This is a genomic window from Bradyrhizobium sp. 1(2017) (genome assembly GCF_011602485.2).
Classification (GTDB): domain Bacteria; phylum Pseudomonadota; class Alphaproteobacteria; order Rhizobiales; family Xanthobacteraceae; genus Bradyrhizobium.
This window is the reverse complement of record NZ_CP050022.2, coordinates 6,628,079-6,641,286: the sequence shown is the minus strand read 5'-3', so window position 1 is coordinate 6,641,286 and position 13,208 is coordinate 6,628,079. Positions and strand designations below refer to the sequence as shown.

Annotated in this window: 14 protein-coding genes; 8 read left to right on the top strand and 6 right to left on the bottom strand. The window is 64.7% G+C overall.

The window, feature by feature from the left end; genetic code table 11:
• The first annotated feature begins 3 nt into the window (after positions 1–3).
• Genes HAP40_RS31520 through HAP40_RS31505 form a run of 4 tightly spaced genes read left to right on the top strand, consistent with a single transcriptional unit; the run spans position 4 to position 1,899 of the window.
• A complete protein-coding gene (locus HAP40_RS31520) occupies positions 4–423 on the top strand; it encodes a hypothetical protein (RefSeq protein ID WP_166813926.1) in 420 nt (139 codons plus the stop codon).
• Positions 420–896 carry a rod-binding protein gene (locus HAP40_RS31515; protein WP_166813928.1) on the top strand — a complete coding sequence of 159 codons (477 nt, stop codon included), beginning with the start codon at positions 420–422 and terminating at the stop codon, positions 894–896. Before HAP40_RS31520 ends, HAP40_RS31515 begins: the two co-directional genes overlap by 4 nt.
• A gap of 41 nt (positions 897–937) precedes the next feature.
• Positions 938–1,444, top strand: a complete 507-nt coding sequence (locus HAP40_RS31510) for a flagellar biosynthesis protein FlgN (protein ID WP_166813930.1) — start codon at positions 938–940, stop codon at positions 1,442–1,444.
• Positions 1,441–1,899 carry a hypothetical protein gene (locus HAP40_RS31505; RefSeq protein ID WP_166813932.1) on the top strand — a complete coding sequence of 153 codons (459 nt, stop codon included), beginning with the start codon at positions 1,441–1,443 and terminating at the stop codon, positions 1,897–1,899. The genes HAP40_RS31510 and HAP40_RS31505 overlap by 4 nt, the downstream gene beginning before the upstream one ends.
• A gap of 171 nt (positions 1,900–2,070) precedes the next feature.
• Here HAP40_RS31505 and HAP40_RS31500 read toward each other — a convergent pair whose 3' ends face one another.
• Positions 2,071–2,841: a response regulator transcription factor gene (locus HAP40_RS31500; RefSeq protein WP_166813934.1), complete on the bottom strand. Its 771-nt coding sequence runs from the start codon at positions 2,839–2,841 to the stop codon at positions 2,071–2,073.
• Positions 2,842–3,660: 819 nt separating this feature from the next.
• Between HAP40_RS31500 and HAP40_RS31495 the strand changes: the two genes are divergently transcribed.
• Positions 3,661–4,599, top strand: coding sequence for a hypothetical protein (locus tag HAP40_RS31495; protein WP_166813936.1), 939 nt, complete (start codon positions 3,661–3,663; stop codon positions 4,597–4,599).
• Positions 4,600–4,612: 13 nt separating this feature from the next.
• On the opposite strand, the gene HAP40_RS31490 is transcribed toward HAP40_RS31495, so the two are convergent.
• Positions 4,613–5,191, bottom strand: coding sequence for a MarR family winged helix-turn-helix transcriptional regulator (locus tag HAP40_RS31490; RefSeq protein WP_166813938.1), 579 nt, complete (start codon positions 5,189–5,191; stop codon positions 4,613–4,615).
• Between the two features lie 544 nt (positions 5,192–5,735).
• Between HAP40_RS31490 and HAP40_RS31485 the strand changes: the two genes are divergently transcribed.
• On the top strand, positions 5,736–6,959 hold the full coding sequence (locus HAP40_RS31485) for an MFS transporter (protein ID WP_246741349.1): 1,224 nt from the start codon (positions 5,736–5,738) through the stop codon (positions 6,957–6,959).
• 101 nt (positions 6,960–7,060) lie between these two features.
• Positions 7,061–7,948: a dienelactone hydrolase family protein gene (locus HAP40_RS31480; protein WP_166819264.1), complete on the top strand. Its 888-nt coding sequence runs from the start codon at positions 7,061–7,063 to the stop codon at positions 7,946–7,948.
• Positions 7,949–8,014: 66 nt separating this feature from the next.
• Here HAP40_RS31480 and HAP40_RS31475 read toward each other — a convergent pair whose 3' ends face one another.
• Together HAP40_RS31475 and HAP40_RS31470 are read right to left on the bottom strand one after the other, a co-directional pair.
• Entirely contained in the window at positions 8,015–9,280 is a 1,266-nt protein-coding gene (locus HAP40_RS31475; protein ID WP_166813940.1) for a serine hydrolase domain-containing protein, read from the bottom strand.
• Positions 9,281–9,403: 123 nt separating this feature from the next.
• Positions 9,404–10,252 carry an SDR family oxidoreductase gene (locus HAP40_RS31470; protein WP_166813942.1) on the bottom strand — a complete coding sequence of 283 codons (849 nt, stop codon included), beginning with the start codon at positions 10,250–10,252 and terminating at the stop codon, positions 9,404–9,406.
• A gap of 146 nt (positions 10,253–10,398) precedes the next feature.
• Here HAP40_RS31470 and HAP40_RS31465 point away from each other — a divergent pair, with 146 nt between their 5' ends.
• Positions 10,399–11,115 (top strand): HAD family hydrolase, encoded by a 717-nt coding sequence (locus HAP40_RS31465; RefSeq protein ID WP_166819265.1) that lies wholly within the window; start codon positions 10,399–10,401, stop codon positions 11,113–11,115.
• Positions 11,116–11,182: 67 nt separating this feature from the next.
• On the opposite strand, the gene HAP40_RS31460 is transcribed toward HAP40_RS31465, so the two are convergent.
• Complete coding sequence (locus HAP40_RS31460; protein ID WP_166819266.1) at positions 11,183–11,590, bottom strand: nuclear transport factor 2 family protein; 408 nt, start codon at positions 11,588–11,590, stop codon at positions 11,183–11,185.
• An 88-nt stretch (positions 11,591–11,678) separates the two neighbouring features.
• The gene (locus tag HAP40_RS31455; protein WP_208024866.1) at positions 11,679–13,163 is read right to left on the bottom strand and encodes a mannitol dehydrogenase family protein; all 1,485 of its coding nucleotides are present in this window, start codon (positions 13,161–13,163) and stop codon (positions 11,679–11,681) included.
• Between the last annotated feature and the right edge of the window lie 45 nt (positions 13,164–13,208).

Below are 13,208 nucleotides of genomic sequence, written 5' to 3'. Positions count from 1 at the left end.
GTCATGGCGTCGCGCGCTGACAAGCTCGGTCGGATGGTCTCGCTGGTGAAGCTCCAGCTCCGGCTGTCCGAATGGCAGCTTGCGCAACTGCGGCAGCAGGAGCGCAGCTTGCAGGACGAGCAGGAATGGCTGGTCGGGGCCCTCAACGACGGCAAGCCGCCGGCGGGCTCGTCGAGCGAGTCGATCGCGCGGCGTCTCAACAGGACGAGTCTCGGCGCGCGCGCCGTGAAGGAGCAGGCCTTGCGGCAGCTCGACCAGGTTCGCGCGGAGAGCCGGCGTGTGAAGCAGCTCGAGGAAGTGGCCAAGGCGGCTCTCGCCGACAAGCTCCGTGATGCGGAAAAGCGCTCGCTCGAGGAATTGACGGGAACAAGCCCAGCCGCGCGCGAGTGGACGTTGCGGCCAGCCAGCCGGAACCAGACATGATCGTGACCGCGACCCCCGACCTCGTCCTCGACGTCCTCGAAGCCGCCGACCCCGTGGCCCAGCGCGCGGCAACCGCGAAGCTCGACGCGCTCAAGCCTTCAGACGCCGATTTCGCCGCCACGATGGAGGCGGAGGTCGGCAAGGCCAAGGCGGCGGCCGACCGATCCGTGACGACGATGTCCGACGCGCAGCTGGACGCGGCGAACGGCGCACCGGTGCAGGTGATCAAGGCGCCTGCCTCCGGGGAGGTGTACCGGAAGTTCGAGGCCTTCATCCTCCAGACCTTCGTCGAGACGATGCTGCCGAAGGATTCGGAGGAGGTCTTCGGCAAGGGCACGGCCGGCAGCGTCTGGAAGTCGATGCTGGCGGAGCAGCTCGGTAGCCAGCTGGCCAAGGGCAAGGGCATTGGCATAGCCAGGCAGCTCGCTGCCGCACACCCGCCGGCACCGGACGTTGCGGGAAAGGCCGGATGACGATCCGGGAATGGTGACAGAAGTTGAAGGGTGAATTTGCGATGCAGGTACAAGAAGGCGCGGCGGCCCTGGTGATGGAGCAGCCGGTTGCGGACATCGAGGCGGCGACGGAAGCAGCGGCCGATGCGCTGCTGCCCGCTCTGCTGCCGGATCCCGGCAGCGAGGTGGTGACCGCGGACACTGTCGCGGCGCGATCGGACGAGATGCGCGGCCTGCTGGCGGCGATCCGCCGGCTCGAAAGCATCGTCGAGGAGGAGACGGTTGCGCTCGCGACCGGAAAGAAGATCGATTTCGACGATTTCAGCGCGCGGAAGAGCCGGAGCATGCTCGAATTCGCCCGCCTGATGCGGGCACGGATGCATCTGGGCGGCGAGATCGAGATCACCGAGGAGATCCAGCGGCTGCGCGAGAAGCTGGAACGCAATCGCTCCGTCCTCGAGATGCATTACGACGCGGTGCGCGAGGTCGCGGCCATCATCGTCAAGGCCGTCAAGGACGCCGAGTCGGACGGCACCTATACCGGCCGCGCCGCACAGGATGGAAAATGATCAGGCTGGTGCTGGCCGGGCTCTGGGTATGCATCCTGACCGCGGGCACGAGCTATGCCGTGGCCTATTGGAAGGAGAACGGCAGCCTGCCGCCGGCGAAGGACGAGTATCTCGACGGGCTGCAATACCAGAAGACGCGGGCGCTGAGCGTGCCGATGGTCGAGAACGGCAACGTGCAGGGCTACATTGTCGCGCGCTTCGTCTATACCGTCGAGGCGCGGACGATGCACCAGCTCAGCGTTCCGCCTGAGCCGTTCGTCGTCGACGAAGCCTTCCGCAGGATCTACGCCGACGATCGGCTCGATTTCAGGAAGCTCGCCCGCTACGACCTGTCCGTCCTGACGACAGCCATCAAGCAGCGCGTCAACGAACGGATGCAGGCCGACGTGATTCAGGACGTCCTGGTCGAAGACTTCAACTACGTGTCGAAGGAAGAATTCCAGCAGAAGCCGTAGGGGCAGACCTGGAACGTTGCTTCCGCTCGGATAGCGGCTTGAGCTGGCGCCAGGTCGATCGCCGCTCGGGCGCGCCTGAAATCCGCGATTTCCGCCGCTGGATGTTCAACGGCCTCCGCGAAGGGGACTTCGCAGAGGCCGTTGTCAGTCTTGCAGCGCTGTGCCGTGACGCTAATTGCCTGCCGGATACGCTGCCGGGGCGGCGTGCGCCCTGTTCAGGAGGATTCCGACCTCGCCGAGCTCCTGCATCGGTACGTCGAGGGTTTCGCCGGCGGGGATGTTGAGACGATAGCCGACGTAGCGCCGGGCCACGATCGCGTCGAAGCCGAGTCGGTCGCGGAGTTTCTTGCGCAGCTTGCTGACGTGGCTCTCGATGACGCTCTCGTCGAAGGTCGCCTCGAAGATGCCGTAGACCGCGTTGAAGATCTGCGTCTTGGTGATCCACTTGCCGTGATTGCTCACCATATATTCGAGAATGCGCAATTCGCGGCGGGGCAGGGTGAGGGCGTGGCCCGCAATCTCGGGGTCGCGCCCGTTGAAGAAGACCTGGATCCTGGTCTCGCAGGGCCTCGGCAACTCGCCCACCCGGCGGCGCGCGATCGCGGCCGTCCGGGCGAGGATCTCGCGCAGGTGAATCGGGACGTGCACGACGTCGTCGACGCCCGACTCGAACAGCTCCAGCGTGTTCTTGAGCATCTTCTGGCCGCTCATGGCGATGATGGGAGCCGAGGAACGCTTGCGCATCGCCCGCGGCAGGCTTCCGCGGCCATCGCAGTCCCCGAGCAGGAAAGCGTCCACGGCCGCGAGGTCCGATTCGCTCGCAGATTGCAGCCAGTCCCAGAATTCTCCGGAGGAGAAGCCGATCGACGATACACCTTCGCGAACGAGCCCTCCGACGTAGCTGTTCGCGACGCTCTCGCGATCATCAACGATAATATACATCAGTCTTTCGCCCCTGTTTCGCACTTGTTGCGGCCGGTTGGTTGTTTGTGATGCCCCGGCTCGGCAACGATGCTGTTTGACGACATTCCATCCCGCGAACCGTTGTTATGGTTTCGATATTCGCGGGCAGCCCTACGCATTCAGTGCCTGCGTCTCGCAGGCCTGCTACTTCGAACTCGATACTGAACGCTTACTGCGTGAGGCCCGGCGGGTGTCTTATCGATCACCTCGCGGAGCGGATTGAGAAACGACCTAGATCAGTTGCGCCAAGTTGCTCATGCGTCCGAACACGACTGAAACTGTGTCGATCTCCTCGCCAACTGGCGAGAATCACTTGCTAGGACCGTAACGATTGCCCAATTCCGATCAAGCGTGTGCCACAAAGCGATTGCTACGTGTGCTTGATGCTATTGGTTTGTTTCGAGTTGTTTCTTTGTATTTCCAATCGCATCAGTTGATTTAGAATCTAAACCAGTTCTGCACCGTGGTGGTTCTAAAGTTCCGCATCCCCGTACAAACACAGCCGTTTTGGGTGGTGCCGCCCGCCCTGCAATTCGATGGGTTTTCAACCCGGGATTGACTCTCACCGCCCTGGTTCGGTGTGCGACAATTCGACTCACATGTGGCGGCGAGACTCCAGCTTGGCCAAAACTTGGCAAGGGTGTGTCTTTCGAGTCGCACTCTCGCCACGTGCGTGGCGCGTTCAACTCATCTGACGCCGCATGGCGCGCGATGAAAAGTTTTCGACGCGTACGTTTCAGGCAAGCTTCGACACATACGTTGCCGTTCGACAGATCGAACCGAACGGAGCATTTCCACATGTTGTCCGATGGACAAGCTCGTCCCGACGCGACCGCTGGTGTTTCCGCGGCGGCGAAGCCGGCTCCGGAGATGGGCGATATCAAGGACAATGCAGCACGAGCGACCAAGCCTGCCGCGAGCGCAAAGCGTGTTGCGGCCAGCGACGAAGCGCTGGCGAAAGAGGCGCTCGAGGGGTTGAAGCGCATTCGCGCCAAGGCGCGTCTCGACAAGATGGCAATACCCAAGCCTGCGCCGGCCGTGATCAAGCCGGCCGTGATCGTTGCCAAGCCGCCGGCGCCGCGTCCGACATGGGTCGTACCGCTCGCGACGCTGGCGGTCGCCGCTGTCCTGGTGGTCTGCGCCTGCACCGGCGTGATCGCCTATCTCACCACCACGCAGCCCGCCCAGAACAACATTGCCGCCAATACGGAGATCAGGAATCTGCGCGAGACGGTCGCGCAGCTGCGCAAGCAGGTGTCGGGCGTGTCCGAAAATCTCGACGGCCTGCGCACCGCGGTCGATCAATCGAGCAAGGCGACCAATGACCGCTTCGGCAGGTTTGCCGAGAACCTGGACCGCATCGAGCGGGTGAGCTCGTCCTCTACGGCGAAGCTCGACAAGCTTGCCCAGGTGCAGGCCCAGGCTCCGGTGCCCGCCACCGTTGCATCGCAGCCGACGGCGACCCAGGCCATGCCGATGATGGCCTCGGTCGCTGCGCCCGAGATCACGGGCTCGGTTCCTCCGTCGGCGCCGCGCAAGGTGATCAAGGGTTGGTCGGTCCGCCAGGCCTATGAAGGAATTGCGATCCTGCAAAGCCCGAACGGCGTCATCGAAGCCGTGCTGGGACAGCAGGTGCCCGGGCTCGGCCGTATCGAGGACATCCGAAACGAGAACGGCCGTCTGGTCGTGGAGTCAAGCGGAGGCGTCATCTATTCGTCGCGCAAGGCGGCGCCGTGATCGAAGCGGCCGTCTATTGACGGTGATGTTCGAAGCTGGTGCAGAGCAGATCGACCTCCGTCTCCGCGATCGGCGCACGAAACAGGCGGCAGCTGAACTCCACACTCGTCTTGCCGTCCGCGGCGGTGCGATCTTCCCGTAAGAAGATGCATCGCCTGCAAACGTCGGTGTGGTGCCGCTGCTCGGCCGCATCCGAATGATCCAGCACATGCCGGAACGTGTCGCGAAAGCGGATCTTGACGTCGGCGTCGAGGGCGGCAATCGCCTCGATGAGCACGTTGACGGGGTCGCGCACCAGGAACTTCTTGCCCTGCTGCGTCACGCTCAGCATCACCGAGCGCTTGTCCTTGGCCGAGCGCTTCCGCTCGAGATAACCCAGCCGCTCGAGCTCGCCGATGATGAATGAAGCGGTGCCGCGCGTGGTCCCGACGTAACTCGCCAGCGCCGAAGGCGTCCGGGAGAACGGGTTGGCGCGGGAGAGGAACCGCAGCGCCATCCATTCGCGATCGCGCAATCCGTGCTTGGTGCCTTCGAACCACAGGATTCGCGCGACCTGCTCCAACAGTTCAATCGATTCGCGAGCCAAATTCATTTCAATTCCAGGTCGGATAAAGCTTTATTCAATTGAGCCATGAGTAAGCGCAATCTGCGTGGACGAGAATGAAGCACCGAGCGATCCTTCGTTTTGGAGGGCGCATCGCGTCAGAAGCTGCTTCTCCGTGTCGGCGATGGAACTTCCGGTGCCGTGGAACTAGAGCGTCACAAAGAAAGTTCGAGTAAATCACTCGGCTCAACTCCTCTGAAAATTTCAGTCAAATCACGACAGCTCACGCACGGATTGACGATGATGTGCGGTGACTGAGCAACATGATGTGTCATTGTCGCCACCGCGATGCCCATTTGTTGCGGCTCGAGCGTCTCGACGGCGCGAGGGGCCGCATCACCTGCAACGCCGAGCGGCGTGACGGGCCGGAGAGAACCAACTTTCTCGGTTAATGGATGTTGCGATGCAACGCAGCTATGCGGTTAAGTCCAGCGCACGAGCCAATGCCGGGAATGTCAGAGTGTCGTCGCAAATCGAGCAAGGCGCGCCGTTCAACGTCAAGCGTGCAGCATTGGCGGCCACCATCGGCAACATGCTCGAGTTCTACGACTTCATCACCTACAGCTTCTTCGCCATCCAGATCGGCCACACTTTCTTCCCGACCGGAAGCGAGTACGGCACCCTGATGCTGTCGCTGGCGACCTTCGGCGCCGGCTTCGTGACGCGGCCGATCGGCGGAATCGTGCTCGGCATCTATTCGGACCGCATCGGCCGGCGTCCCGCCATGCTGCTCAGCTTTGCCCTGATGGGGCTGTCGATCCTGACCATCGCGCTCACGCCGTCCTATCAATCGATCGGGCTCGCCGCGCCCATCATCGTGATCGCGGCGCGCATGGTGCAGGGCTTCGCGCTGGGCGGCGAGGTCGGACCGACCACTGCCTATCTCGTCGAGATCGCCCCGCCCGCGCATCGGGCGCTGGCCGTGGCCTGGCAGCCGGCGAGCCAGGAGATCGCCGCGACCGCTGGCGCGCTGGTCGGCGTCATCCTGACCAGGACCATGGCGCCGGAGATGCTGCAGTCCCATGGCTGGCGGCTGGCATTCCTGATCGGTGCCGTCTGCCTGCCATTCGGGCTCTGGATGCGGCGGACGCTGCCGGAGACGATTTCGCACCCCGACGCTGGCATCGCGGTCAAGGAAAGCACCGGCCACCTCTCGCAGGCCCGGCGTCATCTCGGTGTCATCGCGCTGGCGCTGATGATTTTGGCGAGCGGCACGATCTCGACCTATGTCACGCAATATATGACGACCTATGCGCAGAACACTTTGCACGTGTCGTCGACACTGGCCTTTGCCGTGTCCCTGGTCAGCAACGGCATTCAGTTCGTCGGCGCACTTCTCGGCGGATGGCTCGCCGATCGTCTCGGCCGCAAGCCGGTCATGATCTGGCCGCAGCTCGCGACCCTCCTGCTCACCTATCCGACCTTCCTGTGGATCGTCCACGCACCGGGCGCGCTGTCGCTTCTGGCCGGCTTCGGCATGCTGTCGATCGTCGCCGCGCTGCCGTTCACGGCGTTCTATGCGACCTTCACCGAGGCGCTGCCCCAGAACATCCGCGGCGGCGTGTTCGCGACCGTCTATGCGGTGGCGATCGCGAGCTTCGGCGGCACGGCGCAGCTTGTGGTCACCTGGCTCCTCCACGTCACCGGCAATCCGCTGGCGCCGGCCTGGTACCTCCTGCTTGCGGCAGGCGTCGGGCTTGTCGCGATGAGCCTGATGCCGGAGACCGCACCGGTGAAGCGCCGGGGCCAGGCCTGAACGCAGCGTGCTCGCAGGCTGGTGATTTGCGTTTCGCCGGCAGTTATTGGCGAATGCGTCGCCCCCGGGGGCACTACATAGGCAGCAGGAAGGGATAGATGATGAGTTTCGAAACCACCATGACATCCGACGTCGTCGGGCTGACAAAGGTCGCCCCGGTTTCGCGCCGCGGATTCATGAGCGCGACCGCAGCCGTGGCCGCAGGCTACACGCTTGCAGCCGGGCCCGTGCGCGCGGAGGTGATCACGACCGACACCAGCGGCCTCCAGGCCGGCGACGCCAGGATCAAGGTCGGCTCCGAAGAGATGCCTGCCTATTTTGCCCGCCCGGCCGGCAACACCAAGGCGCCGGTGATCATCGTGGCGATGGAGATCTTTGGCCTGCACGAATACATCAAGGACGTGACGCGGCGCCTCGCCAAGCTGGGCGCCTTCGCGATCGCGCCCGATTACTATTTCCGCAAGGGCACCGATCTGACCAAGGTCTCGGACATCAAGGCCCTGCTGCCGATCGTCAATGCGAAGCCGGACGCCGAGCTGTTGTCCGATCTCGATGCGGTGGTGGCCTGGGCGGGATCGCAAGGCGGCGACACCGCGAAGCTCGGCATCATCGGCTTCTGCCGGGGCGGCCGCACCGTCTGGGAATATGCCGCCCACAGCGGCACGCTCAAGGCAGGCGTTGCCTTCTACGGTACCGTGGTCGACCCGGAAAATCCGCTGTGGCCGAAGAGCCCGATGCAGCTTGCACCCGAGATGAAGGCGCCGGTGCTTGGCCTCTATGGCGGTGCCGATACCGGCATTCCCGTCGCGCAGGTCGAGCAGATGAAGGCTGCGCTCGAGCAGAACAAGAAGACGGCCGAATTCAAGATCTACCCCGAAGCGCCGCACGGCTTCCATGCCGACTACCGCAGCAGCTACCGCAAGGAAGCCGCCGAAGATGCCTGGAAGCAGGCGCAGGCCTGGTTCAGGAAATATGGCGTCCTGAGCTGACGCTAGATATTACGGAGACAAAAGGGCGGCCCGGTCGGCCGCCCTTTTCATTTCAGCGCGACGATCTCACTTCACCATCGCGCCATAGACGATGTCCTGGACCTGCTCGCGATAGTATTTCCTGAGCTCGCCCGGCGCGGCCGTCCCCACCACCACGACGAGACGCTCCTCGGGATCGCAGAAGAACTGCGTTCCGTAGGCGCCATTCCAGGTGAACTCGCCGGGATTTCCGGGGACCGACGACAGGCCCTCGCTGGTGCGGACTGCGACCGAGAGGCCGAAGCCGAAGCCGCCGCGATGCGGCTCGACATTGGCAACGTTGTTCTTGATCTCGGGGCCGAGATGGTTGGTGGTCATGTGGTGCACGGTCTTCGGTCCGAGAATGCGCTGGCCGTCGAGCTCGCCGCCGTTGAGCAGCATCTGCCCGAAGCGCAGATAGTCGCCGATCGTCGCGAACGAGCAGGCGCCACCGCAATCGAATTTGGTCGGCGTGTCCAGCAGCTTGATCGCCTGCGGCTTGCCGGTCAGCGGATCATTGGCAAAGGGGCGGGCGAGGCGAGGGCGCTGCGCGTCAGTCGGGTGGAAGGTTGCATCCTTCATGCCGAGCGGCTGCCACACATTGGCGGCGAGATAGTCGCCGAGATTCTGCTCGCTCACCTTCTCGACCACCGCGCCGAGCACGTCGATCGAAAAACCGTATTCGAACTCGGTCGAGGGCTGATGCGCCAGCGGCAGCTTGGTGATGCGATCGATGAAGGCCTCGGTGTCGCCTTCGATCGCCGGCGCTATGCCGTCGGGATATTGCCGGGCCACCGGACTCGAGCTGTCGGGACGGCCGCCATACATCAGGCCGGAGGTGTGGCGATAGAGATCGTGGATGAAGATCGGCGAAGCCTGCGGCTCGAGCTTGAGCGATCCGTCGGCCTGGGGCACGCCGACCTTCATGTCGGCAAAGCCGGGATAGTAGTCGGACAGCTTAGCCTGGAGCGGCAGCCGGCCCTGCTCCATCAGGGTCAGGCCCGCGACCGCCGCCATCGGCTTGGTCATCGAAGCCAGCGCAAAGATTGCATCGATCGGCATCGGCGTGCCCTTGTCGGGATCGAGCATGCCGTATGCCTTGTAGTGCACGAGCTTGCCGTCGCGCGCCACCGCGACGACCGCGCCGGGCACGCGCTTGGCGGCGATCTCGCGCGCGAAGAAATTGTCGAGTCGCGCGAGCCCCTGCTTGGAGAATCCGGCATCGTCGGGATTGGCTTCGGGCAGCGGTGCGGCGCCGGCTGCACCGAGCGTGATGATGGCAGTCACCGCGATCATGGCGAGCGTCTTGTTCATTGCATTCTCCCAAGAGGCGAGCTCGTTATGCAATGGCTCGCTCGACGCCTAGATCATGTCGGCACCGGATCGAAGTCAAGCGCAGGCAAAGCATGTCAGGGACGCGCGGGAGATGCCGGAACCCTAACGTCCTTCGCCCGCGCGCCACAGTGCATCGAGACCGTGCCGATAGGTTGGGCAAGCCAGCGCGACGCCAAGCTCGCGCTTCAGTTTCGCGTTGGAGACGCGGGCGCTGCTGGCATAGAAGCTGCGGGCCATCGCCGACATCCCGGCGGTCGCGAACGCTTCTTCGGGTGGCGGTGCAACGCCCATCAGCTGTGCGGCATAGGCGATCACGTCCTGCGGCGGCGCGGGCTCGTCGTCGCATACGTTCCAGATGCCGCCGCTCGGGTGATGAATAGCGGCCATGATCGCGCTTGCGATGTCGTGGACATGGATGCGGTTGAAGACCTGTCCCGGCTTGATGATGCGCCGGGCCGTTCCCGCCCGCAGTGTCACCAGCGCGTTGCGGCCGGGGCCGTAGATGCCCGCAAGCCGGAGGATCGCGGCCTCGCCGCCGGTCGTATCGGTCCAGGCCTGCTCCGCCGCGATCCGCATCTGCGTGCGCTCGAGCGCAGCCTGCGGCGGCGTGCTCTCGTCCACCCATCCGCCGCCGTGGTCGCCATAGACGCCGATGGTGGAGAGATAGACGACCTTGCGGCGGCGCCCGGCCAGCCTGTTGCCGAATGCTCCAAGCGCAGGATCGCCGGTGCTGCCGGGCGGGATCGAGATGAGAAGGACATCGGCCTCACTGACGCGTTCGGCCGTCGTGCGATCCGGATCGCTCCCGGAAAAAGGATGCATCTCGATGCCGGTGAGATCGTCCCGCCGCGCGGGATCGCGCACGGTGCCGGCGATGTGCGAGAAGGCGCCGCCGAATCTGCGGACGAAATGCCCGGCGCTGTAGCCGAAGCCGAGAATGAAGAGCCGCATGCCTCTGCCGTGCCGGTCGGGGTTCCATCGCGCCGCTGCGCGCGCCTCCGCTCATAAGAGATTTTTGGGTCGGGCAAAAGATATTGCGATTTGTCTCGCCCGCAGCCTCGGGCGATGGTTGCTCGTCAGCGAGGGGCGTCATGATCATGCAGGCAGAAGCGGCCATCCTAGCACCATCGGGCGCTGCCGACCTGATCCGGCAGGCCGCGGCGCTGATCTTCGACGTCGACGGCACCCTAGCTGAAACCGAGGAGCTGCACCGGCAAGCCTTCAACCATGCCTTCTCGCGCCACGGTCTCGGCTGGGAATGGGACCGCGCGGTCTACAAGGACCTGCTGCGGGTGACGGGCGGCAAGGAACGCATGCGCGCCTACCACGCAAGGCTGCGGATCGCTGCGCCATTATCCGACGCGGACATCGCGGAGCTTCACCGCATCAAGACCGCGCATTATGCCGGGCTGATCGAGACCGGCTGCTGTCGCTTGCGGCCGGGCGTGGCGGAGCTGCTGGCCGCGGCGCAGGTGCGCGGCCAGCGGCTTGCGATCGCAACCACCACCTCGCACGGCAACATCGATGCACTGCTCTCGCAGGCGCTGGGAACGCGCTGGGCCGCGGATTTCGACGTGGTCGTCGCCGGAGACGACGTGCAGCACAAGAAGCCCGCGCCGGATGTCTATCTCGAAGTGCTGGCACGGCTGAAGCTCGATGCGTCCGACTGCGTCGCCATCGAGGATTCCGCCAACGGGCTGATCGCGGCCTCGCGGGCCAACATTCCCGTTCTCATCACCCGCAGCATGTTCTTCCGGGACGATGATTTCAGCGATGCGCAGGCCGTGCTGGACGATCTGGCGGGGCTTGGGTGAGGGGCCTAAACAAAAAGTCGAAAAACAACCCCATGCACAGTAGATCACGCCGGCGTGATCGTCGTGTTCAGTGAACGCGATGGCTTGGGCTATCGTCTTCAGACTGCTCGACAATCTGCGCGATCGGGCTTGACTGGTGATGCACCAGGCGCCAGCCGTCGCCGACGCGGCGAAAATGGTTCGCCGCGGCCAAGGCCGTGCCGTCGACGATCTCGATGCAGAGCACGCGCGCGCTGTCGCCGTCGACGATCGCCTGCGGCTCGGCGCAAACGATCTGCGGCCGTTCCGGATTTTGCAGGATGTCGCGCCAGCTTCCGATCACCGTGGCCCGCCCGATAATGGCCGGCCACCCGGGATGGATGCAGGAAATGGCGTCGTCATCCGCCCACATCCGCTCCATTTCGTCGAAATTGCCGGTCGAAAAGGCGGCGTAGAAGGCCGCGTTTGCGGCGATGACCTTACTGTCCTTTGCCATGCCTCCCGGGTGCGGCAATGACAGGCAAAAATCAAGCGCGACTTCCGTCGACTTTGACCGCAGTGCAGCATTCCAAGATGCTTTGAGGTCATGCCGAGACGTGCGTCGCCACGGCCCGCCGCGCGCCATCCTTGTAGAGACGGCCGAGCGCCGCGGTGACGGCCTCGCGCAGGCGCGGCTCGGCACCAAGTGGCCCGAACACCTTCGCGACGGTGAGCAGTGCGGGCGCGAGCCGCTCGGCGACGGGACCCGCCTCGCGGGCCAGCGTGGCGAATTCGACGGCGAGCGGATCGCGGACGTCGATCGCCCGACCCTGCTCGTCGAGGCCGCTGACGTAGCGCATCCAGCCCGCCACCGCGAGCGCATGGGTTGCGATCGGCAAATCCTTGCGCAGGCGATCCTGCATCGTGCCGAGCAGGCGCTGCGGGAGTTTCTGCGAGCCGTCCATCGCGATCTGCCAGGTGCGGTGGTGCAACGCCGGATTGGCGAAGCGCTCGAGCAGCGAGGCCCGATAGGCGGCAAGGTCGGTGCCCGCTGGCATGGTCAGCGTCACCGCAGCCTCCTCCATCACCCGCGCGGCAAGGCGCGCGAAGTGCGGATCCTGCATGGTGTCGGCAATGGTCTCGTAGCCCGAGAGATAGCCGAGATAGGCGAGCGCCGAATGGCTGGCGTTGAGCAGCCGCAGCTTCATCAGCTCGAACGGCTTGACGTCGTCGACGAGCTCGACGCCTGCGGCGGCAAGATCCGGCCGGCCCGCCGTGAAACGGTCCTCGACCACCCATTGCGTGAAGGGCTCGGTCATCACCGGCCAGGCGTCGCGCATGCCCAGCGCGGATGTGACCGTATCCCGGTCGCTGTCCGTCGTCTCGGGCACGATGCGGTCGACCATGGTCGAGGGAAAGGCGACCGTATCCGCGATCCACTTGCCGAGATCCTTGGATCGTAGTGCGGCGAACTGCGTCACGATCCGCTGCACGGTGTGGCCGTTGGCGGCGAGATTGTCGCAGCACAGGACGGTGAAGGGTGCGAGCCCCTGTGCGCGCCGGCGCGCCAGCGCAGCCACGATGAAGCCGGGCGCCGAGCGCGGCGCGTCGAAATGATTGAGATCGTGCACGACATCCGGATGCCGCTCGTCGAGGTCGCCGGTCTGCGGCGTGTGGCAATAGCCCTTCTCGGTGACGGTGAGCGAGACGATGCGGGTGGCGGGATCGGCCATCCGCTCGACCAGCCGCGCCGGATTTTCGCGCGCGACGACACTGTCGAGCAGGGCGCCGATGACGCGGTGCCCGGTGCCTTCGGCCGAACGCACCGCAACCGTGTAGAGATGGTCCTGCGGGGCGAGGGCGTCGCGCGTATCCGGGCTGCGCAGGCTCGCGCCGACGATGCCCCAGGACGCGGCGCCGGCCGAAAGGCAATCGTCGATGACGACGGCTTGATGTGCGCGATGGAAGGCCCCGAGGCCGAGATGCACGATGCCGGGCGTGACGTGCGACCGGTCATAGGCCGGCCGGCGAATGCCAGCCAGCAACCGGTCGAGATTGGTGCGGCCAAGACGCATTGAGCTCTGGCGCATGGACGTTTCCCTTTGCTTTGCCGCTGCTTGACATGGCACCCGTCC

What these genes read in the sequence shown, in the direction of transcription:
- HAP40_RS31495 (WP_166813936.1), top strand. Translation starts at nt 3,661, where the DNA reads ATGTTGTCCGATGGACAAGCTCGTCCCGACGCGACCGCTGGTGTTTCC.
- HAP40_RS31520 (WP_166813926.1), top strand. Translation starts at nt 4, where the DNA reads ATGGCGTCGCGCGCTGACAAGCTCGGTCGGATGGTCTCGCTGGTGAAG.
- HAP40_RS31455 (WP_208024866.1), bottom strand. Translation starts at nt 13,163, where the DNA reads ATGCGCCAGAGCTCAATGCGTCTTGGCCGCACCAATCTCGACCGGTTG.
- HAP40_RS31510 (WP_166813930.1), top strand. Translation starts at nt 938, where the DNA reads ATGCAGGTACAAGAAGGCGCGGCGGCCCTGGTGATGGAGCAGCCGGTT.
- HAP40_RS31505 (WP_166813932.1), top strand. Translation starts at nt 1,441, where the DNA reads ATGATCAGGCTGGTGCTGGCCGGGCTCTGGGTATGCATCCTGACCGCG.
- HAP40_RS31460 (WP_166819266.1), bottom strand. Translation starts at nt 11,590, where the DNA reads ATGGCAAAGGACAGTAAGGTCATCGCCGCAAACGCGGCCTTCTACGCC.
- HAP40_RS31475 (WP_166813940.1), bottom strand. Translation starts at nt 9,280, where the DNA reads ATGAACAAGACGCTCGCCATGATCGCGGTGACTGCCATCATCACGCTC.
- HAP40_RS31490 (WP_166813938.1), bottom strand. Translation starts at nt 5,191, where the DNA reads ATGAATTTGGCTCGCGAATCGATTGAACTGTTGGAGCAGGTCGCGCGA.
- HAP40_RS31465 (WP_166819265.1), top strand. Translation starts at nt 10,399, where the DNA reads ATGCAGGCAGAAGCGGCCATCCTAGCACCATCGGGCGCTGCCGACCTG.
- HAP40_RS31480 (WP_166819264.1), top strand. Translation starts at nt 7,061, where the DNA reads ATGAGTTTCGAAACCACCATGACATCCGACGTCGTCGGGCTGACAAAG.
- HAP40_RS31485 (WP_246741349.1), top strand. Translation starts at nt 5,736, where the DNA reads ATGCTCGAGTTCTACGACTTCATCACCTACAGCTTCTTCGCCATCCAG.
- HAP40_RS31470 (WP_166813942.1), bottom strand. Translation starts at nt 10,252, where the DNA reads ATGCGGCTCTTCATTCTCGGCTTCGGCTACAGCGCCGGGCATTTCGTC.
- HAP40_RS31515 (WP_166813928.1), top strand. Translation starts at nt 420, where the DNA reads ATGATCGTGACCGCGACCCCCGACCTCGTCCTCGACGTCCTCGAAGCC.
- HAP40_RS31500 (WP_166813934.1), bottom strand. Translation starts at nt 2,841, where the DNA reads ATGTATATTATCGTTGATGATCGCGAGAGCGTCGCGAACAGCTACGTC.